26 protein-coding genes and 2 pseudogenes are annotated in these 22514 nt (G+C 58.1%); 11 read left to right on the top strand and 17 right to left on the bottom strand.

Going from position 1 to position 22514, the window contains the following annotated elements; translation table 11 throughout:
* The coding region (locus GBO37_RS03580) for a recombinase family protein (RefSeq protein WP_252927297.1) at positions 1–249 on the bottom strand (249 nt) is incomplete at its 3' end.
* Positions 250–473: 224 nt separating this feature from the next.
* Between GBO37_RS03580 and GBO37_RS03585 the strand changes: the two genes are divergently transcribed.
* Entirely contained in the window at positions 474–1541 is a 1068-nt protein-coding gene (locus GBO37_RS03585; RefSeq protein WP_252927342.1) for a hypothetical protein, read from the top strand.
* Between the two features lie 627 nt (positions 1542–2168).
* Here GBO37_RS03585 and GBO37_RS03590 read toward each other — a convergent pair.
* The 5 genes from GBO37_RS03590 to GBO37_RS03610 form a co-directional block, all read right to left on the bottom strand.
* Positions 2169–2672, bottom strand: a complete 504-nt coding sequence (locus GBO37_RS03590) for a GAF domain-containing protein (RefSeq protein ID WP_139085938.1) — start codon at positions 2670–2672, stop codon at positions 2169–2171.
* A gap of 1028 nt (positions 2673–3700) precedes the next feature.
* The gene (locus GBO37_RS03595; RefSeq protein ID WP_239441257.1) at positions 3701–4270 is read right to left on the bottom strand and encodes an SCO family protein; all 570 of its coding nucleotides are present in this window, start codon (positions 4268–4270) and stop codon (positions 3701–3703) included.
* Between the two features lie 29 nt (positions 4271–4299).
* On the bottom strand, positions 4300–4773 hold the full coding sequence (locus GBO37_RS03600; protein ID WP_045980901.1) for a copper chaperone PCu(A)C: 474 nt from the start codon (positions 4771–4773) through the stop codon (positions 4300–4302).
* 4 nt (positions 4774–4777) lie between these two features.
* On the bottom strand, positions 4778–5371 hold the full coding sequence (locus GBO37_RS03605; RefSeq protein ID WP_045980902.1) for an SCO family protein: 594 nt from the start codon (positions 5369–5371) through the stop codon (positions 4778–4780).
* Positions 5372–5468: 97 nt separating this feature from the next.
* Positions 5469–6788: an Nramp family divalent metal transporter gene (locus GBO37_RS03610; RefSeq protein ID WP_204245702.1), complete on the bottom strand. Its 1320-nt coding sequence runs from the start codon at positions 6786–6788 to the stop codon at positions 5469–5471.
* 92 nt (positions 6789–6880) lie between these two features.
* Here GBO37_RS03610 and mntR point away from each other — a divergent pair, with 92 nt between their 5' ends.
* Positions 6881–7333, top strand: a complete 453-nt coding sequence (gene mntR, locus GBO37_RS03615) for a manganese-binding transcriptional regulator MntR (protein ID WP_042252241.1) — start codon at positions 6881–6883, stop codon at positions 7331–7333.
* A gap of 9 nt (positions 7334–7342) precedes the next feature.
* On the opposite strand, the gene GBO37_RS03620 is transcribed toward mntR, so the two are convergent.
* From GBO37_RS03620 to GBO37_RS03640, 5 genes are read right to left on the bottom strand one after another with little or no spacing between them, the layout of a single operon-like run.
* Complete coding sequence (locus tag GBO37_RS03620; protein WP_045980905.1) at positions 7343–8002, bottom strand: thioredoxin domain-containing protein; 660 nt, start codon at positions 8000–8002, stop codon at positions 7343–7345.
* The gene (locus GBO37_RS03625) at positions 7999–8412 is read right to left on the bottom strand and encodes a disulfide bond formation protein B (RefSeq protein WP_045980918.1); all 414 of its coding nucleotides are present in this window, start codon (positions 8410–8412) and stop codon (positions 7999–8001) included. Before GBO37_RS03625 ends, GBO37_RS03620 begins: the two co-directional genes overlap by 4 nt.
* A gap of 10 nt (positions 8413–8422) precedes the next feature.
* On the bottom strand, positions 8423–8908 hold the full coding sequence (lspA, locus tag GBO37_RS03630; RefSeq protein ID WP_045980906.1) for a signal peptidase II: 486 nt from the start codon (positions 8906–8908) through the stop codon (positions 8423–8425).
* A complete protein-coding gene (locus GBO37_RS03635) occupies positions 8905–9516 on the bottom strand; it encodes an isoprenylcysteine carboxylmethyltransferase family protein (protein WP_162198019.1) in 612 nt (203 codons plus the stop codon). Before GBO37_RS03635 ends, lspA begins: the two co-directional genes overlap by 4 nt.
* A gap of 16 nt (positions 9517–9532) precedes the next feature.
* The gene (locus GBO37_RS03640) at positions 9533–11764 is read right to left on the bottom strand and encodes a heavy metal translocating P-type ATPase (RefSeq protein ID WP_252927345.1); all 2232 of its coding nucleotides are present in this window, start codon (positions 11762–11764) and stop codon (positions 9533–9535) included.
* A gap of 114 nt (positions 11765–11878) precedes the next feature.
* Between GBO37_RS03640 and GBO37_RS03645 the strand changes: the two genes are divergently transcribed.
* The 9 genes and pseudogenes from GBO37_RS03645 to GBO37_RS03685 form a co-directional block, all read left to right on the top strand.
* The gene (locus tag GBO37_RS03645; protein ID WP_045980921.1) at positions 11879–12316 is read left to right on the top strand and encodes a helix-turn-helix domain-containing protein; all 438 of its coding nucleotides are present in this window, start codon (positions 11879–11881) and stop codon (positions 12314–12316) included.
* A 449-nt stretch (positions 12317–12765) separates the two neighbouring features.
* Entirely contained in the window at positions 12766–13944 is a 1179-nt protein-coding gene (locus GBO37_RS03650) for a M23 family metallopeptidase (protein ID WP_052714540.1), read from the top strand.
* Positions 13945–13986: 42 nt separating this feature from the next.
* The gene (locus GBO37_RS03655; protein WP_084697166.1) at positions 13987–14454 is read left to right on the top strand and encodes a DUF411 domain-containing protein; all 468 of its coding nucleotides are present in this window, start codon (positions 13987–13989) and stop codon (positions 14452–14454) included.
* 26 nt (positions 14455–14480) lie between these two features.
* A complete protein-coding gene (locus GBO37_RS03660) occupies positions 14481–15026 on the top strand; it encodes a murein L,D-transpeptidase family protein (protein WP_084697167.1) in 546 nt (181 codons plus the stop codon).
* Between the two features lie 150 nt (positions 15027–15176).
* Positions 15177–15842 (top strand): L,D-transpeptidase, encoded by a 666-nt coding sequence (locus GBO37_RS03665; protein ID WP_084697168.1) that lies wholly within the window; start codon positions 15177–15179, stop codon positions 15840–15842.
* 667 nt (positions 15843–16509) lie between these two features.
* Positions 16510–16635, top strand: coding sequence for an ArsR/SmtB family transcription factor (locus tag GBO37_RS21555; protein WP_371927468.1), 126 nt, complete (start codon positions 16510–16512; stop codon positions 16633–16635).
* Between the two features lie 145 nt (positions 16636–16780).
* The gene (locus GBO37_RS03675; protein ID WP_252927300.1) at positions 16781–17722 is read left to right on the top strand and encodes a bile acid:sodium symporter family protein; all 942 of its coding nucleotides are present in this window, start codon (positions 16781–16783) and stop codon (positions 17720–17722) included.
* Positions 17723–17821: 99 nt separating this feature from the next.
* A pseudogene (locus tag GBO37_RS03680) lies at positions 17822–18190 on the top strand (IS30 family transposase); the annotation flags it as partial.
* Between the two features lie 4 nt (positions 18191–18194).
* Positions 18195–18464, top strand: a pseudogene (locus GBO37_RS03685) (IS3 family transposase); the annotation flags it as partial.
* A gap of 208 nt (positions 18465–18672) precedes the next feature.
* On the opposite strand, the gene GBO37_RS03690 reads toward GBO37_RS03685, so the two are convergent.
* The 6 genes from GBO37_RS03690 to GBO37_RS03715 all read right to left on the bottom strand — a co-directional run bounded on the left by GBO37_RS03690 (position 18673) and on the right by GBO37_RS03715 (position 22514).
* Positions 18673–19581 (bottom strand): MBL fold metallo-hydrolase, encoded by a 909-nt coding sequence (locus GBO37_RS03690; protein ID WP_042250083.1) that lies wholly within the window; start codon positions 19579–19581, stop codon positions 18673–18675.
* A 100-nt stretch (positions 19582–19681) separates the two neighbouring features.
* Entirely contained in the window at positions 19682–20419 is a 738-nt protein-coding gene (locus tag GBO37_RS03695) for a cytochrome c biogenesis CcdA family protein (RefSeq protein WP_081994992.1), read from the bottom strand.
* Between the two features lie 92 nt (positions 20420–20511).
* A complete protein-coding gene (locus tag GBO37_RS03700) occupies positions 20512–20844 on the bottom strand; it encodes a copper chaperone PCu(A)C (RefSeq protein WP_052714955.1) in 333 nt (110 codons plus the stop codon).
* Between the two features lie 5 nt (positions 20845–20849).
* Positions 20850–20963, bottom strand: coding sequence for a hypothetical protein (locus GBO37_RS21560; protein WP_371927469.1), 114 nt, complete (start codon positions 20961–20963; stop codon positions 20850–20852).
* Positions 20936–21196: an SCO family protein gene (locus GBO37_RS21565; RefSeq protein ID WP_371927474.1), complete on the bottom strand. Its 261-nt coding sequence runs from the start codon at positions 21194–21196 to the stop codon at positions 20936–20938. Before GBO37_RS21565 ends, GBO37_RS21560 begins: the two co-directional genes overlap by 28 nt.
* Before the next feature lie 70 nt (positions 21197–21266).
* Positions 21267–22514, bottom strand: coding sequence for a cytochrome P450 (locus tag GBO37_RS03715; RefSeq protein WP_252927302.1), 1248 nt, complete (start codon positions 22512–22514; stop codon positions 21267–21269).

A 22514-nucleotide genomic window follows, 5' to 3' on the forward strand; every position in this document is an offset into this window, starting at 1 on the left:
TGCTTCGAGTTGCTCGATGATCTCCAGCAGATGCGAGAGGGATCGGGCCAGTCGGTCGATCCGAACGACGACCAGCGTGTCTCCCTTGCGGATACCGTCCAGGACGCTTGTCAGGACGGGGCGGGCGCGATTGCCTCCGGAGCCGTGCTCCTCGCGGATGACTGAGCAACCTGCGGCTTTCAGAGCTTGGGCCTGCGGCAGCAGTGTCTGATCATCCGTAGAGACGCGGGCATAGCCAATCAGCGGCATATAGGGCTACCTTTCATAACATGTAGACGTAAGTAAACGACCGTTTGTAAACAGATGCAACGCCCCATTCTGTGACGCTGCTCCGCAAAAAGCCCGGGGTTTTGACCCTGCGAGCACATCCAGAGAGCTAACCGAGGACATTGCGCGGACATGCTCCACATCGGCCGCTGACACCTCAAAATTAAACCCTTAGGTAAGATGCAAAAGATATGTATTCTGCACCTATGAAGACCCAAGGACCTATTATACCTGGCTATTTTATCGACGCTCTTCCGGGTACCGAAGAGGTCGATGAGACATCGGAGGACGACCTGTGGTTTCTGCCCGGTCCGATCGACGACGCGCCTGACGACCTGCCGCCCGGGCCACGGGCTGAACCCCGTGATTTCAGGATCATCGATGACTGGCGGACGTCAGAGGCGGGCAGTGCAGCTCGTCTTGCCCGAGTTGCGGGCAGGCTCGGGGCACTGGACGATCGGCTGCGGCGTGGCCCGAAGGGCTGGCGGCACAGGCTGGCGCTGCTTGAGGCAGGTGATCTGAGCTGGTTTGCCGGTGACCGCATCGGGGCAGACCGGCTCGCACTGTGGATCTCGCTGCGCCTGTCTGGCGTGCAGGACGATACCGGTGCGCTCGCGGGTATCGGGTGGGCAGTGCGCCGGCTGACAGGCGGGCCCGGTCCGGAAGGGGACCTGTCCGCCTTTCTCGACCGCCGCGACCCGGAGAACATGGGGCCTGATGCGGAGCCCTTCGCGGATCGCGCAGGCGGTTGGCTTGACCTGATGGCGCAAGCCGTGGCTCTGCATCCCATCACCCGCGCTTGCATGGGCTTTCACCTCTGGAGCTTTGCTGGGCTTGGGCAGCAAGGTGATCAGATTGAAAAGGTGGTCACAGCCGCACGGATCGCGGCCAGCGACGGTAAGGGTGCGGTCTTCGCGCCTCTGGCCATGGGCGGGGCAGGGGGGTTGCGTGCTGGTGGCCCGCCCGCTGAGCGTCTGGCGCGGTGGCTCGACGGAATGGAAACGGCATGCCTGACCGCGATGCGCCATCTGGATGATATCGAGGTTTGGGCCGAGAGGGCGCAGATTGCAATGATCCCGCTGTCGGGCCGCACGCCACCGGCCTTGCGCGCCGTGCTGACCGAATGGCCGCTCATCTCCGCCCCGATGGCTGAGGCCCTGACCGGCGCCAGTCGCGCGGCCGTTCAGCGCAACCTCGCCTGGATGGAGGAACAGGGTCTGATCCGGGAGATGACCGGACAGGGGCGGTATCGGATGTGGCGCGCGGCGATTTGACGTTGGCAGAGATGTGCGTCGCCTCTCAGGCTCCCGCTCCGCTACGCAGGCAGATCTCCGTCCGTACAGAGACTCGAAGGTGTGCCCTTGTGTCGCGTGGCTCTTAAATACGGTATACGAAACTCAATAAACTCAATGGAGCGGCTTTGCCATCAAAGGCGGTATCTTGCCGTTAAATTCGACATTCCTGCCATTAAAGCTGACACAAGGTGCGCGGAGTTGGACGGTTGGCAGCGATGGAAGGTGATGACGAAGACTGTGGCGATGCGTGGGATTAGACGCTGCTCGCTGCGGTTTACCGTATTATCGTGCGGAACAGGAGAAGACTTCCGCGAGCTGGCGCCTGAATATCATATTTAATGGTAACAAACGCCGCCCAATGCGTTGTGTGCCGGGGTTAAGGACAACGCGACACCTACCGATGCTTCGGATGCGAAGATCTGATTTGGTGCCTCGCCCGCCGGGTCTTACCGCTGCGGGCGGAGTGATCTGATGACCAAACTGCCGCGTTCCCACCTCAAAGGACCCTTCCCTACTTTGGTCAGGTCACCCCGTCCCGGATCAGGCCTGGCATGGCGGCTTGCTATGCCCCCTGAGCACTAAACCGTATGGAACTGGAATTATCGGTTAACTTTCCCTGTCAGTGGCACGATCCGGTGCTCCGAACAGCCGTGTCCCGACACCCACAGACTGTGCCAGCACCATGGTCAGATCTTCCTGCCCAAGATCGGGCCTTGCATGGCGGCTGAGAAAACAGAACATTCCAAAGACGCTGCCATCGGCCCGCCTGACCGGCACGGACAGATGGCTGCCGATCGGGATCATCTGCGTGATCGGCAAATCAGTCGCTATTGCGTGCTGACTGGTATCGGTGATCAAGCTGGGCAGACCGCCATCCAGGATGTGTTTGCAGTAGACTTCCCTCAGATCCATGCTCTGGCTCGGGCGGATCATCGCCTCGAGGCCAGGGGCACTGACCGCTCGAAATACCGCACGTTCCTGTACGAATTCGGAGAGATAGGCGACTTCCATCCCCAGTGTCTCGCGCACGGTATCAAGCGCATTTTGAATTGCAGCACTGTCGGCCGGGCTGGCAGAAAGAGCGGACTGTGGGGTGGACACTTGTGGCATGGCGATCCTCGAGATGAATGTTACAAGTCCATCATATGTGAAGCGCGCAACTTCATCGTACGCAAAGCATGACGCATTCTATGTATCAAGAGACACGTCGCCACGGGGGCGTATTGTGACGGATAACAAGTTTCAGGCAGCAATCTTGCGTCCCGCCATCACGCCCAAGTGCAATGCTTCATCACAAAGGCATGATGAACAGGATGTGTCTGGCAGTGTCAGGCCGCCGATATGGGGCATTGAGGCATAGCAGATCGTCTGTTCGCATAGGGGCTCGACAGCCTTCTTCCGAAATTTGCTGAGCCCGCACTGCCAATGGGTAATTGGAATTGGCTCAGGACAGCGACCAACTCGCTGGAGTACTGCCGAAGAGTACCGGCCGTTGTAGTCTTCTGCTCTGCCACGGCGGCTTTGTGGTGGGTCACCTCATCAAGGAGGGTCACGCCGGCACTGATCTCCTCCAGACCGATGAGCAACTCCCCGGAAATGGCAAAGTGACGAAGGCTAAGAACTGACGCCTACTGGTCTTCAAGGACGAGGATATCGGAACAGCTGACTGTTGGCAGGGTGCCACATGGGCCGGTTTTGTCGTATGGCGGAGCTGACCTGCGACTGTTTTCTAGCCTGTGCTTCCAGTCGGGCTGGCGCTTGAGGCCCGCGCTGCGGCATGGCGCACAGGTGCTAGCGTAGATCTCCTGTTCGAAGGTAGCGTCACCGACCGTCAAACGATCGCCAATAAAGGCTAAACCCTCACTTCTGGCTGCGTTGCTCATGCAGCCAGTGCAAGGGCCCCTGCGTAAGTCTGGGTCAGGCTAAGCCTTTTCATCCCGCCTCAGAAGATGTTTCACCAGCGCCATAATGGCCAGCGTGAGTACCACCACCACGAGCAGCATGAACAGCCCGCATGCCAGCATCATCGTTCCCATTACCGGACCCTCCATCATTCCCACGCACTCACTAGCTGTAGTAAAAGGAGATGCCCCATTCGCGGAATGCCTTACGCTGACACAATCGGATTCTGCGTTTTTCTAATTAATGATACGAGTTATTTTCGGGACCGCGTAACGAGGGTCTTCATGATAGTCGATGATATTGGCAAAACAACCATCGGCATCAAACAAAAACACGCCTGCAGTGTGATCCATCGTGTAATCGCCCTCCTCTGCGGACACTTTTCTGTATGTGGCCCGAAATCCTTCCGCAGCAGCCTTGATCTGGGGCAGGGGGCCCGTCAGCCCCGTTATGCGGGGATCGAAATTCGACAGGTAATCGCCTAGGATTTCCGGAGTGTCGCGTTCCGGATCTACTGAAATCAGAACCGTATTCATCTGGTCCGCTTGGGGCCCGAGGGCCTCAAGCCAGCCGGAGATGTCACTGAGCGTGGTGGGGCAAATATCCGGACACCAGGTGAAACCGAAGAACACCATTGTCGGGCGACCCAGCCAATCCTGCGGCTCGACCGTCTTTCCATCCTGATCCATCAGCTTGAATGACATGCGATCGATCGAGAGGGGCAGAACGCCCGCAGTGTCCTGTGCCCGATCACGCGTTTGCCACCAGCCAACAGACAGCATGAACACCACCGCAGCCCCAGCCATGGCAACTCCGCGCAGCAGGGTTGCTGACCTCATTCGTCGGGTGATTTGCAGGTCGGCGCGCTTGCGCCGATATTCTGGACGGTGACGGGAATGGTCACCTCACCGGCATCGCGAAACGTCAGTGTCACTGGGAAGGTCTCGCCCTCTTCCAGAACTTGGGTCAAATCCATCAGCATGGCGTGATAGCCCCCTGGTTCCAGTGCGACCTGGCCCCCTGCGGGGACCGGAACCTCCATCGCATGGGGCATCGAGGCGATCCCGTCGGTCATGACCGTCTGGTGCAGCATGGGCATATCTGCTGCAGGTGTGGTGATGGACATCAGTGCGTCATCTGAAGTGCCGGAATTGCGGATGGTCAGATAGACCACGCCGGGCCGCGCTGTACCAATGGAGGCACGGGACCAGGCCTGAGAGACCTCCAACGAACCGGTTGTCACGGTTTCGCAGGCCAAAGCAGGGCCCGCAGCGGCGATCAGAGCGAGGGTGGCAAAGATGCGTTTCATGACTTCACAATCTGGCTTTGAGTTCAGCGAGGATTTCGGAGGCGGGCGTGCCATAGGTAAACTGGCCAAGCCAGTCACCTTCAGGACTGATCAGGTAAAGGGCAGGGCTGTGGGAAATGGCATATCCATCAGGCGCGTCCGCGTTGTCTTCACGCTCGTAATAGATGCGAAAGCTGTCCGCCGCAGCACGGGTTTGTGCCGCATCCCCGGCCAGGCCGAGAATGGAAGGGTGAAATGCCTCTGTATACTCGTCGAGGCCTAGCTCTCTGTCGCGCTCGGGGTCGATCGAAATAAAGAGCGGCTGCACGTCGTTGGACAGTTCGCCCAGATCGTCCATAACCTGAGCGACCTCGGCCAAGGTTGTCGGACAGATGTCGGGACAGTTCGTGAAACCGAAAAAGACCAGCAGATGCTTGCCCGGAAAATCGGCTTGGCTGCGCAACCGCCCATCGGCATCAGGAAGCGCGAAGATCGGACGAAACTCTGCCTGCTCGACGGAGGGTGATGACCGGTCGATGAAAACGACCGCAGCGCCAACGGCCATCAGCGCTACGGCAACCAATGCCCAAAGGCCCTTTTGAAGCTTGTTCAATCGCATGACACCTGCATCCGTTATTTCGTCATGCGGCCTAAAGCCTCTAGCCACATGAGCTTCAAGCTGGAAAGCTTTGCGTCACGCATTGGTGACACCATGATCAGGCCAGTACTGTGATCAGCAGATTCACGTTCAGTACGATGATGGTGATGGCGATCAACACGCACAGGGCGGTGAGCCATCGGGGCGAGACCATCGGACCCATCTTGGCCCGACTGGCCGTAAACATCACCAGGGGCACGATCGCGAAGGGCAGCTGGAATGACAGGACAACCTGACTGAGAATGAGCAGCTGACCCGTTCCTTCGCTTCCATAAATCAGGATCACCACTGTCGCGGGCAGGATCGCGAACCCCCTTGTGATCAGACGGCGCAACCAAGGTTGCAGCCTGAGTCTCACAAAGCCTTCCATGACGATCTGACCCGCCATGGTTGCGGTGACGGTCGAGTTCAGACCTGAACAGAGAAGTGCCAATCCAAACAGGATCGGGGCGATTTGCGACCCCAGCAAGGGTTCAAGAAGCAAGTGCGCCTTGTCGATTTCGGCGACATTCGTCTCTCCCACAGTATGAAAGGCCGCGGCCGCTAGGATCAGGATCGATGCGTTGATCGTTAAGGCAAACATCAGGGCAATCGTGGAATCCCAGGTTGCCAGACGAAGGGCTTCCCGCTTCGACGGCAGGTCCAACCCGTAGGCTCGGGTCTGTACGATGCCAGAATGCAGGTAGAGGTTGTGCGGCATGACGGTCGCCCCGATGATGCCGAGCGCCAGATACAACATGTCGGGATTGCCGATGATTTCCCGGCTTGGCGCAAAGCCTGCGATCACCGCACTCCATTCGGGATCGGCCTGCGCGATCAGAACCGCAAAGCAAGCGGTAATCGTCCCCAGCAAAGCGATGATGAAAGCCTCAACCCAACGAAAGCCTTTGTTCTGAAGCCACAGGATTAGAAAGACATCGGCTGCCGTGATGAAGATGCCAATTTCCAAAGGGATGCCGAACAGCAGGTTGAGGCCGATGGCGGTCCCGATCACCTCAGCCAGGTCGGTTGCGATGATGGCCAGTTCGGCAAAGATCCAGAGCGGTATGGACACCCACCGGGGATAGGCATCGCGACAAGCCTGCGCCAGGTCCCGCCCGGACGCGACGGCAAGGCGCGCACACAGCGATTGCAGCAGGATCGCCATGATGTTGGATAAGAGGGCGACGAACAGGAGAGTATAGCCAAACGCGGCACCGCCGGCCAAGGACGTCGCCCAGTTCCCAGGGTCCATGTATCCAACAGCAACCAGATAGCCCGGACCTATAAAGGATAGAAAGCGCCGGAAACGCGTCGTGCCGCCGCCAACGGCGATCGTGCGGAACACTTCCGACAGGGAGGGGGTGTCGCGCTCGTGGCGCCAGGCTCCGGGGGACATCGGCGCAACCTTCATTGAAAGGAAAAGTTAGCTGTGGCTAACAATCTACCCGTTGGCTTTACCCGTCAATCGATAAGTGCGACACTTGCAAGATGACCGCAGACAATCATGCCACCGCAACCGCCAGCGATACTGTGCACCCGGACAATCGGGCAGAGGCCTTCCATGGCGTCCGTGCTGCCCGGCGCAACGAGTTGGCCGAAGACTACGTCGAACTGATCGCAGAGCTGATCCATGAACAGGGTGAAGCCCGGCCGGTGGATATCGCCGCACGATTGGGGGTGCGCGCCCCGACGGTCACCAAGGCCCTGGATCGCCTGGCCCGTGAGGGGCTGATCACCCGCGAGCGATACAGGTCCGTCTTTCTGACAGAAGAAGGACGACGACTGGCATTGGAATGCCGCCGCCGCCATGCCATTGTGCTGCGGTTCCTGATCCGCCTCGGCCTGGATGCCGAGACGGCGGAACGAGATGCCGAAGGGATCGAGCATCACGTCAGTGAGCGCACACTGGCCTTGTTCGCGGCCTACGCCGATCGGGCCTAGGCCGCGCGGTCAGGATGCCTCCACGGCACTGCGCACATCCGCAAGCAGGCTGTCCATGCTGATATCCGTCATCTGGCGACCATTGAGAAAGAAGGTCGGTGTCTGGCGTACGCCGATCGCCGCGATATCGGCCGCGTCCTGATTGAGGATGCCGACGATATCGGGGGACAGACGGGCTGTCTGCGCCTTTTCCATATCCAGACCGGCCGCAGCCGCAATTTGCCATGCAAGGTCCATCCGCGGTGCGCCATGGACAGCCCATTCCGGCTGCCGTTCCAACAGCGCATCGAGGACAGGCTCGAACTTGTCCTGCATGCGCGCAGTCTCCAGGATGCGGACCGCCTCGTCGGACCCCTCGTGAAACACTGCGTAGCGCATCACGATGCGAACCTGATCGGGGAATTGTGCGCGAATGTCCTGAACGACCGGATGAAAGGCGCGGCAGGCCTCACAAGATGGATCGAAGAACTCGACCAGCGTGACCGGGGCGTCTTCTGGTCCAAAGCTGGGCGCGTGACCGCGGACCAGCATGTCCGTTTCCACAGCCGGGGCAGCAGCGGCCAGGGTATCCGCTTCGGCCTGACGATTGCGCGTCAGCACGAGCGCGCCGCCGGCAAAGGCGGCAATCCCGATGGCAGATGTTCCGATGAGTACGGTGCGGCGGTTCATGGGCGTTTTCCTTTCGACACGATGAGGCAGGCCAGAACGGCTGCAAAGGCGGCAAATGCAAGATAGGGGATGGGCAGGCTCAGGATTGTCTGCGCCTGGTCGGTGCAGGACGGGCCGTCCTTGGTGCAAGGCGCGATGCTCTGCGGGATCAGTCCCGCGTAAAGTCCCGAATGCCAGCCGGAAAGGACCAGCCCGGCCAGCGCCAGCGGCAATCCGTAGAGACGTGCCAGACCGTCACCGCGCCACAGCGAGACGGCCAGGACAGGCACTAGCGGAAACATGGCGATCCTTTGATACCAGCACAGGGTGCAGGGCATCTGCCCCAGTATCTCGCCGATGAACAGCGCGCCGAGCGTAGCGGCGAGTGCGACCAGAAAGGCGGTTGATATTGCGACATCAGTCCGGGACAGGCCCCGGGGTTCAGGTGCGGTCAAAAGAGAGTTCCTTCGAGCGGGAGGGACGGAGCATGGCTGTCAACACAAGCAAGGCGCCGAGGCTGATCGCGATGTCGGCCCCGTTAAAGGTCGGCCAGTGCCAATCACGCCAGTAGACATCCAGAAAATCGGTCACGGCACCTTGCCGCAGGCGGTCGATGATATTGCCCACAGCGCCACCCACGATCAGTGCGAGGCCTATGCCTTCGCGCCTCGTGTCCGCCCGGAAGGCCATTCCCGCAAAGATGATCGCCAGGGCACCTGTCAGGGCAACCATCAGCAAGGGACGACCTGCCATAAGGTCCGACATCATGCCGAAACTCGCCCCTTCGTTGAAACCAAGCGTCAGATTGAAGCCAGGAGAGACGGAATAAATTTCCCCGGGAGACAAGCTGCGCAGGACCGCGAGCTTGGTAATCTGATCGGCAGCCGCAGTAGCGACGATCATCGCCAGGATCAGAAACGTCTTCATTGCAGTGACCTTTCCCGGATGCCGATCCAGCGCGGAACGGACTGGCAATAGGTGTCGTAAGCAGGGCCTAGCGTCCGCCGCAATTCACGTTCTTCTGAGCGGACCTGAACAAGCGCCGAGGCTGCGAATAGCAGGACCCCCAAAATTGTCGGGATGGAGGGCACGACCAGAGCGGTTCCCAGCAGCAACATGAGCTGACCTACAAAAACCGGGTTGCGGCTGAAACCGAACAATCCACCCGTGACAAGTGCGCCGGTCGCGCCCTCGGCCACACCGATCCGCCATGACGCAGCCATCGACATCTGGGCGGCAAATGCCAGCATCGCGCCCAGGCTGGCCATGAACAGTCCCGCCAGACCGATCCACGCAGGATTTTGGAAAGCCCGCAGGGGATCCAGATCGCCCATGCTCGGCATGAGGCGCCATGCCGACGACCCAAGGAGGGCCAGAGCGAACGCAGCTCGGAAGCCTAGCGCTGCAAGACGGTCGCCGCCCGTGGCGTGACGGAACAACCAGACCGGACGATGCGCCTCCCGGGCATTGATCGCAGAGCCCCGGAAGAACAGGGCCAGATAGGCGCCAAGAAGAACCAGCGCTGCACTGCCCATTCCAGTCATCATCGCCTCAGCGCTTCTGTTCGGGATTGTAGCGCAAGAGGCGCAGGGCGTTCAGGGTCACCAGAACCGTCGCGCCCGTATCAGCCAGGATCGCGATCCACAGACCGGTTATGCCAAGAACGGTGGTGACCAAGAAAATAGCCTTTAACCCTAGCGCGATACTGACGTTCTGCCGGATATTAGCCATCGTGGCCCGCGCCAGCCGGATCTGGGCCGGAATGTCGGTCACCCTGTCGCGCAGGATGGCCGCATCGGCCGTCTCCAGCGCGACGTCCGTGCCGGAGCCCATCGCGACACCGATGCTGGCCTGTTTCAGGGCAGGAGCGTCATTGATGCCATCCCCGATCATCATGACGCCACCTTGAGCGTTCATGTCGCGAATGGCGGCCAGCTTGTCTTCAGGCATCATCTCGGCCTCGAAGCGGATATTGAGCCCTTCGGCGATGGCGGCAGCTGTGCGGGGGTTGTCGCCGGTCAGCATGATCGAGGAGATGCCCATTTCGGCCAGCTGGCGCACAGCCTCCGCCGCATCGCGCCGCAGTTCGTCACGCATGGCGATGAGACCGAGCGGGACACCTTTGCGATAGACGGCGACGGCGGTCTTGCCCTCATCCTCGAAGATGGTCGCCTGACGCAGGCCAAGACCGTCCAGGCCATCGTTCTCCGACGCATGCCGGGGTGAACTTACCCATGCCAGGGCATCTCCCACGGTCGCCTCGACCCCTCGTCCGGTCAGGGCGCGTGCATCGCGGGCGGGCAGGGGCGTGACGCCCGCCGTCTTGGCCCTGTCCAGGATCGCCACGGCGAGGGGATGGCTCGATCCGCTCTCGACGCCCGCGGCGACCTCCAGCAACTGCGCCTCAGTCGTGGTTCCCAACGTCACCAGGTCGGTGACCTGCGGACGTCCGTGGGTCAGCGTCCCGGTCTTGTCGAAGGCAACATGGGAAACCTTGGCCGCGGCCTCGATCACTGCGCCGCCCTTCATCAGCATTCCCCGGCGCGCGCCGGTGGACAGGCTCGATGCGATCGAGGCCGGAACCGAAATCACCAGCGCACAAGGGCAGCCGATCAGCAGGAGCGCCAGTCCACGATAAATCCAGGTATCCCATGACTGACCGAACATCAGCGGCGGGATCATGATGACAAGCGCCGAAACGGCGACGATGGCAGGCATGTACCACCGGCTGAACCGGTCGATGAAGCGTTCCGTGGGGGCGCGGGCTTCTTCCGCCTCCTCGACCAGCCGGATGATCCGGGAAATGGTGTTGTCCTCGGCCGCTTTCGTCACGGTGACCCGCAAGACCGCTTCCGTGTTGATCGAACCGGCAAAAACATTTTCGCCCGGGCCGCGGGTCCGGGGAATGCTCTCTCCGGTCACCGGGCTTTCATCGATCCCGGACGTGCCGTCTGAAATCTCTCCGTCTGCGGGGATCCGGTCGCCGGGACGGACCAGTACCGTCTGACCGATCGTCAGGCTAGACGCGGCAACCTCCCGGGTCACGCCGTCCACCTCCAAGAGCGCCGTTTTCGGGACCAGGTTCGCCAAGGCCCGGATGCCGTCTCTTGCTTTGCCTGCCGCAACACCCTCCAGGACCTCGCCTACGGCAAAGAGAAAGACCACCAAGGCAGCCTCTTCGGCGGCATTGATGAACAGCGCGCCCAATGCAGCGATGGTCATCAATCCCTCGATCGTGAAGATCTGACCCAACCGCGCAGCGGCGAAAGCCCGACGCGCGACGGGGGCGACACCGATAAGGCAGGCCGCCACGAAGGCCCAGCTCCCGATCTGCGGGGCGATCAGCTCCATCGCCCAAGCCGCCGCCAACAAGAGCCCGGTCAGGATGACCAGCCTGCCCTTGCCAGTCTGGTACCATGCCTTGCCGCGGTCGGCAGGGTCGTCATGGACGTGACCGGGACTGCCGTGGCCGGAGTGGTCGGTCTTGGCCACAGCGGGGTGATCGGCGTGACTGTGGCCATGATGGCTCTCCGGCGCATTCCCCGGGATCACGAAATCCTTCTTTCCTGGCGCACGGGTCTGAATGCCGTATCCAAGGGCACGCACGGTTTTCTCGATCTTGTCCGTGTCGGTCAGGCGTTCATCAACGGTCAGGCGCAGGCGTTCGGACATGATGCCGATCTCCACATCCCTGACGCCAGGCAAGCGGGACACCGCGCCGCGCACCTTGGTCGCGCAGGAGGCGCAATCCATTCCGGACACCGTCCAGTCGCACAGGGTCATGCCGGGTTCATTCGTGATCGTCATCATTCTCTCCTCTGCAGAAAGCAGGGCCGTTGCCATCATCGATTCGGAGGTTTACTCCCTCTAGCAGCTATAGGTTCAAGGAGAATGTTCATGCTGACGATTGGAAAGCTGGGAACGTCGACGGGGGTCAAAGTGCCAACGATCCGCTACTACGAGCAAATCGGCCTGCTGCCCGAAGCCGAGCGCAGCGCCGGTAATCAGCGCCTTTATACGCACAAAGCCCATGAACGACTGGCGTTCATCCGACACGCCCGCGAGCTTGGCTTTTCCCTTGAGGCGATCCGCGACCTTCTGAGCCTGTCCGACGATCCCGATCAGCCCTGTGCGGCAGCCGACGCAATCGCCAAAGCGCAGCTTGCCGAGGTTGAAAGCCGTCTTGCCCGCCTGACGGCCCTGAAGACCGAACTTGAGCGCATGGTGGTCCAGTGCGCGGGTGACCGGATATCCGATTGTCGGGTCATCGAGGTCTTGGGCGATCATTCGCTGTGCGTTACGAACCACCCCACGATCGACGATGCCGGTCAGTGATTAGCTGGCGATGACAGAAACGGATGCTGGGAAGTAGAAGGCTCGGATGCAATCGGGATTAGATCAGAACTCCCGATCCCCTGACAAGACCGTGATCGAGGGGCATTTTTCTTGAACCTCTAGCTGCTTTAGGTCGCAGACACGCACGTGTCGATGACGAGAGGCGAGATACGGCATGAACCAACAAACGCTGCGACAATTCCAATGCTGACGGTCATTGCGGCTCTGATCGGTGGAGTGCGAGGGGTCCAGCGTGCGCGCGCCCTCGGCGGCACCCGACTGGACAGAGTTCAATATGCGGGTGGATACGCGATTGCTTTCGGCTTGGCCGGAACAATTGTCGGTGTCTGCATCGCCCGCCTTTTCGAACTGTAGACAACCTATCGATGCTGCGTGGGGAGCCTGCTCCCCAATGCCAGACCTTATTGCCTGACGGGAAACCAGACCTGATGATCTTGCAAGCCTTGCTGACTGCCGGCGCGATTGCCGTCACGACATCATCGCACGCCGAAACCCCGGCGGAACTGTCTCACCTCACCGAGGCAGTTGCCCCCATGTCGCGACATGAGGTCGTTCCGGGAGACACGTTGGATTCGATATTGTCGCATGCTGGTATCGGCGCACCTCTCCGGGCCGAGGCCGCACTGGCGATTTCAGATGTCTTCGACCTGTCGACCCTCAGCCCGGGGCAAATCCTCAGATGGAGTGTGTTTTCCGACGATCCCTCCCAACTTGCGCGTCTTTCGCTTCTGACCCAAGACGGAACGGACATCGTTCTGGATTTCACGAAACCCCTCGAAGCATCCTTGATCAAGACGGAGATCCTGCTTCGGGACCGCAGGGAAACTTTTATCCTGGACAGCTCTCTCTTTGAGGCGCTCGCCGCCCGCAACGCGCCCGAAAGTTTCGCAGTTGACCTGGCGGCGCTCCTGGCAGGCCAGATCGACTTTCGGGACCTTGAGGGAACCGAGCGTATCGCATTGATGTGGAGCGAAAGTATTCTGCCTGATGGAACAGTCGTGGGTGAACCGCAACTCGCCTATGCGCGGGTTGAAAAGAACACGGACATCTTCGAGCTCGTGACCGGCTCGGTTGAAGAGCCCTTCATCCTGTTTCGGAATGGTGCGCAGGTCCAGCAGTCCGCGCGGCCTGTCGCGGGAGCCCGGCTGTCTTCGGTCTTCGGCAAACGCCGGCACCCCGTGCTTGGCACGCAACGAATGCACACGGGGGTCGATTACGCCGCACGGACCGGAACGCCGGTCAGCGTCACCGGCGCAGGAACGGTCGTGTTTGCAGGAACCATGCGGGGATATGGTCGGACGATCGATGTCGATCATGGCGGGGGCGTCTTGACCCGCTATGCGCATCTTTCGCGTTTTGCCGCAGGGATCGCTCCAGGTGTCGAGCTGAACACCGGGGCCAGAATCGGTGACGTGGGCGCAACCGGCCTCGTCAGTGGACCTAACCTTCATTACGAAGTTCGCATCGACGGCAAGCCAACGGATCCCATCAAGAAAACACCGGCGCCCCGAACAGCGATCGCCAAACCGACTGACCGCGTCATGCTGACAGTTGCGCGTCTCTCCACCGGCTACTTTCTTCGCGACTACTCGGAAGCGGAAAGCTGATGGCATTCAAACATCTTCATCGGCCGGATCGAGAGGCATAAAATGATCAAACTGACACGACGCGCCATGATGATGGCAGCCGCAGCAAGCGGTCTGCCGTCTCTATCCTGGGCTGAAAGCCGCCCTGCCATCCATGTCGTGGAGGGCAGCGGCTGCGAATGCTGCAAACAGTGGACCAATTACCTGCGGGAGAACGGTTTTCAGGTAACGAGTGAAGAGCGGTTTGGCACCTTGCTGATGCAGCACAAGATCGATCTGGGCGTACCGATCGAACTGACATCCTGTCATACCGGCAGCGTTGATGGCTACTTCCTGGAAGGACATGTTCCTGCTGACGATATCCGGCGCTTGCTTCGAGAGCGCCCTGAAGCTCTCGGCCTGACGGTTCCTGGAATGCCATACGGAAGCCCCGGCATGGGCCCGGAAACAAAGCGCGACGCATACGATGTGCTGCTTGTTCGCCGGGACGGTACCAGTGAAGTGTTTACCCGTTATCCTGAAGCATCATAAAAAACATCCGAGCAGGAAATAGATCGATGCCAAACTTCTCCCGGCGCCATGCCTCGCTGGCTTTGCTGGCTCTTCTCGCTGCATGTGGAAAATCCGCGCCGTCGACTGCCCCGGCAAGAGGAGCGATACCTCAGTTCAAACGGTACTCAGGGCCCCCTGTTACTCAGGTCGTGGTGAACAAGGCTGAGCGGCGGATGTTTCTGTTGAACGGGCAAACCGTTCTGAGATCGTATAACTTTGGCCTCGGCAACCAACCGCTCGGCCCAAAGCAATTCGAGGGCGACGGAAAAACGCCCGAGGGGCTATATTACATCGACCGTTTTAACCCACGGAGCCGATATCACCTATCGGTGGGCATATCTTATCCAAATGAACAGGATAAAGCTTATGCAGCTCAATTCGGTCGAAGTGCGGGCAGCGATATCATGTTCCATGGCCGCGGCCCCGAAGGCAATGTCTTCGCACCGAAGAACCGGGACTGGACTGCAGGCTGTCTGGCATTGACTGACCAGGAAATAGAAGACGTCTATGCAATGCTGCAACCCGGAATTCCGGTTATGATCTATCCCTAGCAGCCTGAAAATCGGCTGAACATAGGGTCAAAAAATCATATCAGAAAAGGGCGAAGATAAAAAAATAAAAGGTTTAATATGATGGGCGGTTTTTTAATCATATTAAAATGAATTAATAACCGATATCGAGTTAAGCAAGGAGCCTCACATATGTTAAGCAGACGACACTTCGTACAAACGACCACCGCGCTTTTCTCGGCCGCAATTTCCACCCCCCTGCTTGCGGCGTCTTGGCCAACAGAGAGTCAAAAAGCTGCTTGGGATGCGCAGGTCACCCCTTCCGGATATGATGCCTTCACATCCAATCCTTGGGGATTGCACCCGCGCTTTCTCCCGCAAAGAGTGCAAGCCAATAGCGGCTTAGTGCCGGGCGACATTCACGTGGATGCTGTCGCGAAATACCTCTACCATATTGAAGCTGGTGGAACGGCAATGCGCTACGGCGTGGCCATCGGTAGGGGAGATCTATATGAACCTGGTGTCTATACGATAAAGCGAAAAGTCGAATGGCCGCACTGGACCCCGACGCAGAGTATGATTGCTCGGGAACCAGAAATCTATGGCCAGTTTGAAGGGGGCGTAGAGCCAGGCCCAAGGAATGCGCTCGGCTCTCGCGCTCTTTATCTCTACGTCGGCGAGAGAGATACGTATCTGCGCATTCATGGTACCCCGTTTCCAACAAGCATTGGGACGAGTGCGAGCTCTGGCTGTGTCCGGATGGTCATGGCACATATCAATGACCTATATCCAAAGGTCGAAACAGGCTCTACCGCGTTTCTCTATTCGACAGCAGAGAGCGTGACATCCCGCAGCTAAAAGAATATAGATTCTTTTATGTCCTCTAATTAACTTGAGGGCTGTGATTTCTGACATATAGGACTGCCTGCAGCGGTGGTGAGCGGAAGCAAGGTCGTTTCCACTTGCCCACGATGTTCGTACCAGTAGCAATTATCACTTGGAAGAAGTCTCGCTGTAGACACATCTTGCCCCGGCGCAGCAAGAGAGATCAACTCTGGGGGAAGCTCCTGCGGATTGCTCCCAGCCACGGTATTTACCGCTGTAGTTCCGCAACCGGCAGTGACCAAGACGGCTGCAAGTACAGCGTAGGATCCAATTTTCATATCACGCTCCAACTACTGGCTCATATTCAATTATTAATCTCCCACTAAATTTCAATAGACTCAAGTCCTTCACGGAATTTTTTGTGAGAAGTCTTATTTCATTCAACGCTGTATAAAGTATCCATTCGATAATCGATGGATATATAAAATATTTGGGTCAAATTGGATATCTTGAAAAGAACTTCACTGCACGCATAAGCGCCTCTTGACGGTCTGTCTGGTTCAGCAGATCAACGATCAAACGAATCTTGTAGTGTTTGATTGATATGGAAGAAAAAGCTGCCCTGGCCGGATTTGCGGCCCTGTCTCAATAAATCCGCCTGCGGATCATCCGGCTGCTGGTCTTTGCAGGTGCGAAAGGCATGGCGTCCGGGGCCATTGCCGCAGCCTTGGGCGATGCCAGCCCATCGCTCGTTTCCTTCCACCTCAAAGAGCTGGAAAGCGCAGGCTTGGTCGAAAACTGGCGTGACGGGAAATCCATCGTCTAAAGCGCCAAATTCCCTGCGCTTTCGGATCTGGTCGCTTTTCTGATGCACGATTGCTGCGAGGGCCATTGCGCATGGTGCGACCAGGCCATCGCTCTTTTCGCCAAGTGCAGCGGACGTCCCACAAACGCGAACTGTGACATTTGACATGCGCAAGCTTCTTGGATTCGTCGAAAACAATCTGCTGTTCATGGCGGTTGCCACCACAGCTTTCGGACTTGCCGTGCCCTCTATCGGGATAGGGCTTGAGGCGGGGATCAGCCCCCTTCTGGCGCTCCTGATGTTGGTCATTAGCCTGACCTTCGACGCGGCGGCCGTTCGGATCGTTTTCCGCAAGCCGAGCCGTCAGATTTGGGCTCTGGGTCTGGTCTATGGGCCAATGTCGCTGGCAGGCTGGCTGACCGGGCGCATCTTCTTCGGCAGCGGGCACCTTGCGGCGGGACAGACGTTGGTTGGCATGCTCCCGACTGACGTATCCGCACCCCTCCTGGTGCTGCTGGCACGCGGCAATGTCGCCTTGGCTGCTGTCCTGAATGCCGTGAACACGGCCTTGTCCCCGTTCATCATCCCATTCCTGTTTCTGTGGCTGACAGGCATCGAGCTGACCGTTCCTGTTGGCGCCGTGGTTCTGGAGCTGGTGCTGGTTGTGGTGGTGCCGACCGTCGTCGGCGTCTGGCTGCGGACCAAGTTTCTGAAGCAGGTATCGCGGTTCGACTATGCGTGGCCTGGGCTGGGGTCCGTATTGTATCTGGTTCTTCTGCTGGCCGTGATCGGGCCGAATTCAGCGACGATCCTTGGCTACGGCTGGTACGCGCTGGTGATCGCTCTGGCAGCTTTGGCACTGAACCTGATCGGCTATGCTGTCGGCATGATTGCCAAGCTGTTCGCGGAGGATCGCGCGGAGCTGATCGCCTATCTGTTCACCACGAGCAAAAAGGAAGTCAGCATCGCTGCCGCATTCGTTGCAGCATCGGGCCTCCCTTCTGAAATCGCGGTGCCTGCTGCTTTCTTTGCGGTGATCCAGATGATCACGTCACCGATTGCGGCAAAGATAATGGCGTCAGAGCGTACAAGCCTGCTGGGGGTCTGAGTTAGGAACAACGATGCATAATAAAGCTTATTAAGTTATTATGTGTAGAACGGGACGCGCTATTTTGAAATGCGACACGCCATGATTTTTCGGTGTTTACAGATCGAGGAGCTCCCCCGTGACGTCGCATCTCATCTGCCGCGCCATCTTCGGCGTTCGCTGTCCTGGGATCAGGGGGCTGAGATGGCCCGTCATGCTGAACTGACCGTCGCCGCTGATCTGCCGGTCTACTTCTGCGATCCTCACAGCCCATGGCAGCGCGGCACAAATGAAAACACCAATGGCCTGCTGCGCCAATACTTTCCGAAGGGAACCGATCTTAGCTTGCACGGTCCTGATGACCTCGAAGCTGTTGCAGCTGCGCTCAACGGGCGTCCGCGCAAAACCCTCGGCTGGAGAACCCCGGCAGAGGCACTGGACGCGCTGCTCACGAACGCCGAAACTGACCATGTTGCGACGACCGATTGAGTCCGCCCAATACTGTTCCCATGACTACCAAAAAATTATGCGGAACCACGGCCTGACCGCGTCCATGAGTGGAAAGGGAAATTGCTACAACGCTGCTGTCGAGAGCTTTTTCAAATCCCTTAAGGCGGAAATGGTTTGGCGCAGAAACTGGCAGACCCGCAGGGAGGTCGAAGTTGCCCTCTTCGAATACATCAACGGATTCTATAACTTCCGCCGCAAACATTCAGCCTTGGGCTGGAAAAGCCCCGTGGCATTCGAACGAAAGGCCGCTTAACATGAGCACCTGATCGGAACAGGACCGCGACAGGTCCACTTCTGCTAAAGGAGCCTGATGAATGGTAGTGGATGACAGAGACTGCCATTCCGTCAATGCCACAAAAACCTATAGGCTCAGACGGCTGAAAGATTGATAGCAGTTCTCTGGTAGCTCAGGGATGTTTGCACAAATCTGCCTGTGATCAGGTAAGTATACCTAGAGGCTATTAGAACTTGTTGATGGGGATCTTGAGGTAACTGTTGCCATCGGCTTCGGGCGCTGGAAGCGCGCCGCCGCGCAAGTTGACCTGAAGGGCGTATAGCATACGATCAGGCAAGCTGAGTACGGCATCCCGCTTTTCACGAGCCGCAATAAAATCTGCCCTCGTTACTCCTTCCTTCACATGCTTGTTAAATTTCAAGTGCTCATCCACTGTCGCTTCCCACATCGGCTCGGGACGCTCATCGGTACCGTAGTCATGTCCAATGAAAATACGAGTTTCTCTAGGAAATGAAAGAATTTCTTGAATTGATTCCCAAAGCTGAGCCGCGCTTCCTCCGGGAAAGTCGGCACGGGATGAGCCCACGTCAGGATACATAAGTGTGTCATGAGCAAAGACTGCGTCACCAACAATATACGTGATAGAACCCAATGTATGGCCAGGCGAGAGTATGACACGGAAGGATAGAGAGCCAACTTCGAACGTATCACCGTTCGCAAAGAGCAAGTCAAAATAACGCTCGGGCTGGAAAGCTTCCGGCTCATTATAGTATTCGCGCCAAAGCTTGGCGATGTTTTGGATTTTCTCTCCGATTGCGTTGGGCTTGCCGGTGCGCTGCTTAAGCCAGTGGGATGCCATAAGGTGATCAGCGTGCGGATGCGTATCAAGAATCCGATTCAATACCAGCCCGTTCTCTTGGATCAGTGCTAATGTTAGCTCAGCACTTTCAGTAGAGGTGCGGGCAGCGGCAGGGTCAAAATTCAGGACGGTATCGATAACAACTGCGGCCTTAGTCTCTGGGCAAGCCACAACATACTGAATCGAGCCGCTGGCCCCTTCATATATACCCCAGACATCCGGGCTACCGCGGCCGGTGGTTGGAGAGTGGCGGGTCAAATGATGATACTCGGTCATAGCTGCTTTTCCATAGATTTTTATTTTTTTATCTTAACTATTAGATGAGAGGATCGATTAGACACGTATTGTCATGTTGTAATACAGACAATACGCCATTTCATCCAATGCTACCCAAAGCCGGAAAATTATCTAGCAGCCAGTAGGCAAGGCGTGGTAACTGTCCCGTCATTATTGCTAGCCCCATGATAACCATGACTCCCCCTGCGACCTTGTAGAGAACACGTCCCGCACTCCCAAACTTTTTGAGGCGCTTAGTAATTGTATCAATAAAGATCGCTGCGAGAAGAAAGGGGACCCCAAGCCCTGCAGAGTAGATAGAAAGAAGTAAAATTCCGTCCGTCATTTTCGATGAGCTGGCGCTTACTGTTAGAATTGCACCAAGGATCGGGCCAATGCAGGGAGTCCAGCCAAAGGCAAAGGCCAACCCAAGGAGATAAGCCCCAAGCGGGCGTCCACCGGAAACATCTAAGCTAAGACGAAGATCTCTGGAGAATAGGCTGCTACGAAATATGCCCAGCATGAATAGCCCAAAAGCGATGACGAACGCGCCGCCTACGATGCTAAGTTCATAGTGGTAAACAAGAAGCAGATGCCCGAGCATGCTAGCGCCCGCACCAAGAAGGATGAAAACTGTTGAGAACCCAAGTACGAAACAGGCACTGAGGGCGATAGCTGGTAGGCGGGCTGACATACTATTGCGCCTTGCCTCTCCAAGATCCTGACCGGCGATGTATGAAACATAGCCTGGTACGAGCGGCAGAACACAAGGCGACAGAAATGAGATGGCACCGGCAAGAAAAGCAGCAAATACACCTACTCCAGATATTTCAAGCATGCTGGCGACTACTCCTTAGTTATTCAGTTATTATTGCGATGGCCGTCATCGGCAACAAATGTTCAAAAGAACGGCTAGATACATACCTTGCTTTAACATGACCGAATGGACACTCTGCCCAACGCGACCTGCTCCCCGGCTGGAAACGGAACCTGCATGGCGTAAGGCATTGATGCGACGCCATCATTCATGACCGTTTGGTGGAGCATCGGCATATCCGCCGCAGGTGTGGTGATGGACATCAGCGTGTCATCTGCCGTGCCGGAATTGCGGATGGTCAGATTGACCACGCCGGGTCGCGCCATGCCAATGGAGGCACGGGACCAGGCCTGAGAGACCTCCAACGCACCGGTTGTAACGGTTTCGCAGGCCAAAGCAGGGCCCGCAGCGGCGATCAGAGCGAGGGTGGCAAAGATGCGTTTCATGTGGGTCACAATCTGGCTTGAAGGTCGGCGACGATTTCGGAGGCGGGCGTGCCGTAGGCGAACTGGCCAAGCCAGTCCCCCTCGGGACTGATCAGGTAAAGGGCAGGGCTGTGGGACATGGCATATCCATCAGGCGCGTCGGCGTTGTCTTCACGCTCGTAATAGATGCGAAAGCTGTCCGCCGCAGCGCGGGTTTGTGCCGCATCCCCGGCCAAGCCGACAATGGAAGGGTGAAACGCCTCGTATACTCGTCGAGGCCCAGCTCTCTGTCGCGCTCGGGGTCGATCGAAATAAAGAGCGGCTGCACGTCGTTGGACAGTTCACCCAGATCGTCCATGACCTGAGCGACCACCTCGGCCAAGGTTGTCGGGCAGATGTCGGGACAGTTCGTGAAACCGAAAAAGACCAGGATGTTGCAGAAGCTAATCTAGACACCTGACGTTGCGCATGATGAACCGGGATGTCGGCAAGGGCGGTAGCTCTCCGGTTTTAAGTTCCAGATCCTGATCCGGCACATCGTAGTCGATCTCATTCACCAAGTATCTGCAAAACGCTTTCATCTGGCTGATCGCGATCCATTCGCCCGGGCAGCGATGGTTCATATAGTGGTCGCCACCGCCCTGTGGGATGAAGTCATAGGGGTTTTTGGTGCGGCCCCGAAACCGTTCTGGACGGAACTCAAGCGGCGCATCCCATGAACGCGGATCGGTGTTCGTACCATAGAGGTCGAGCAAGACCCTGCACCCTTCCGGAAAGTGATGCCCGCGCCACTCGAATGCGCTTTCTACCCGTGCCGCGACCGCAGGAAAAAACGGATACAGACGGCGGACCTCTTGCACGAAAGGTTCAAGCTGTCCCTCGTCATCCTTCAGCTTTTGCCGCCATTCGGGATGCCGATGCAAAGCATGCGCCGCCTGAACTATGAACACGGATACCGCAACGGTCGGACGCAGGACATTTAACATTTCTACGGCGGCCACCCTGGGGGTCAACAACTCTCCATCGAGATCGCGCCATGTCGAGATGACATGAAGGGCATTTTCCTGCGTCGGCTGAAGCTCACCATTGCGGACCTGTTGGATTAGGCGTGCTGCCCATTTTTCCAGGCGGTGGCGCGCCAGACGCGCGCCCCAATGTTTGTGGCCAAGGGCCCCGGCGTCCTGAAAAAGCGCTGTAAGCTGCGCCGTTCGGGTCTCCACCTCAGCTTCATCAAGCGGCACCCCGGCCCAAGCGCAGACAGCTCTTGTGAGCATTTCGCGCACTTCGTCATAGAGGACGACCTCGTTCCTCGCCTTCCAGTCCGGCGCATATTTTTTCAACATGTGAAGCGACGTGCTTTGAAGCGCGGCGATCCGCTCGGTTCCCATGAGTGACATGAACATCTTCTTGCGGTGCTGATGAGCCTCGCCGTCCAATCCCTGTACCCCGCCTTGCCCCAGCAGGGTCTTCTGTATGCGGCCTGGCATCGAGCCTGCGCGGATCAACCGGTCTTCCCGATAAAACGCTTCTGCCGCCGCCGCGCCGGTCATGCAGATCGTCTCTTGAAGAAGGATGCGGGTTTCGAACAGGTCCGTATCCAGTGCGCGGCAGGTCTCCGAAATGAACCCATATGGGTTGCGCAGCAGGGCGAATGTGCTGTCAAAGCCTTTCGCAGATGGTATGCCGAACAT

Source organism: Paracoccus sp. 08 (genome assembly GCF_024105395.1).
Classification (GTDB): Bacteria; Pseudomonadota; Alphaproteobacteria; order Rhodobacterales; family Rhodobacteraceae; genus Paracoccus; species Paracoccus marcusii.

Excerpts from the sequence above, each read along its gene's own strand:
- GBO37_RS03585 (WP_252927342.1), top strand. The coding sequence starts at position 474 with ATGAAGACCCAAGGACCTATTATACCTGGCTATTTTATCGACGCTCTT.
- GBO37_RS03590 (WP_139085938.1), bottom strand. The coding sequence starts at position 2,672 with ATGCCACAAGTGTCCACCCCACAGTCCGCTCTTTCTGCCAGCCCGGCC.
- GBO37_RS03595 (WP_239441257.1), bottom strand. The coding sequence starts at position 4,270 with ATGGCTGGGGCTGCGGTGGTGTTCATGCTGTCTGTTGGCTGGTGGCAA.
- GBO37_RS03600 (WP_045980901.1), bottom strand. The coding sequence starts at position 4,773 with ATGAAACGCATCTTTGCCACCCTCGCTCTGATCGCCGCTGCGGGCCCT.
- GBO37_RS03605 (WP_045980902.1), bottom strand. The coding sequence starts at position 5,371 with ATGCGATTGAACAAGCTTCAAAAGGGCCTTTGGGCATTGGTTGCCGTA.
- GBO37_RS03610 (WP_204245702.1), bottom strand. The coding sequence starts at position 6,788 with ATGTCCCCCGGAGCCTGGCGCCACGAGCGCGACACCCCCTCCCTGTCG.
- mntR (WP_042252241.1), top strand. The coding sequence starts at position 6,881 with ATGACCGCAGACAATCATGCCACCGCAACCGCCAGCGATACTGTGCAC.
- GBO37_RS03620 (WP_045980905.1), bottom strand. The coding sequence starts at position 8,002 with ATGAACCGCCGCACCGTACTCATCGGAACATCTGCCATCGGGATTGCC.
- lspA (WP_045980906.1), bottom strand. The coding sequence starts at position 8,908 with ATGAAGACGTTTCTGATCCTGGCGATGATCGTCGCTACTGCGGCTGCC.
- GBO37_RS03635 (WP_162198019.1), bottom strand. The coding sequence starts at position 9,516 with ATGGGCAGTGCAGCGCTGGTTCTTCTTGGCGCCTATCTGGCCCTGTTC.
- GBO37_RS03640 (WP_252927345.1), bottom strand. The coding sequence starts at position 11,764 with ATGACCCTGTGCGACTGGACGGTGTCCGGAATGGATTGCGCCTCCTGC.
- GBO37_RS03645 (WP_045980921.1), top strand. The coding sequence starts at position 11,879 with ATGCTGACGATTGGAAAGCTGGGAACGTCGACGGGGGTCAAAGTGCCA.
- GBO37_RS03650 (WP_052714540.1), top strand. The coding sequence starts at position 12,766 with ATGATCTTGCAAGCCTTGCTGACTGCCGGCGCGATTGCCGTCACGACA.
- GBO37_RS03655 (WP_084697166.1), top strand. The coding sequence starts at position 13,987 with ATGATCAAACTGACACGACGCGCCATGATGATGGCAGCCGCAGCAAGC.
- GBO37_RS03660 (WP_084697167.1), top strand. The coding sequence starts at position 14,481 with ATGCCAAACTTCTCCCGGCGCCATGCCTCGCTGGCTTTGCTGGCTCTT.
- GBO37_RS03665 (WP_084697168.1), top strand. The coding sequence starts at position 15,177 with ATGTTAAGCAGACGACACTTCGTACAAACGACCACCGCGCTTTTCTCG.
- GBO37_RS21555 (WP_371927468.1), top strand. The coding sequence starts at position 16,510 with ATGGCGTCCGGGGCCATTGCCGCAGCCTTGGGCGATGCCAGCCCATCG.
- GBO37_RS03675 (WP_252927300.1), top strand. The coding sequence starts at position 16,781 with ATGCGCAAGCTTCTTGGATTCGTCGAAAACAATCTGCTGTTCATGGCG.
- GBO37_RS03690 (WP_042250083.1), bottom strand. The coding sequence starts at position 19,581 with ATGACCGAGTATCATCATTTGACCCGCCACTCTCCAACCACCGGCCGC.
- GBO37_RS03695 (WP_081994992.1), bottom strand. The coding sequence starts at position 20,419 with ATGCTTGAAATATCTGGAGTAGGTGTATTTGCTGCTTTTCTTGCCGGT.
- GBO37_RS03700 (WP_052714955.1), bottom strand. The coding sequence starts at position 20,844 with ATGAAACGCATCTTTGCCACCCTCGCTCTGATCGCCGCTGCGGGCCCT.
- GBO37_RS21560 (WP_371927469.1), bottom strand. The coding sequence starts at position 20,963 with ATGTCCCACAGCCCTGCCCTTTACCTGATCAGTCCCGAGGGGGACTGG.
- GBO37_RS03715 (WP_252927302.1), bottom strand. The coding sequence starts at position 22,514 with ATGTTCGGCATACCATCTGCGAAAGGCTTTGACAGCACATTCGCCCTG.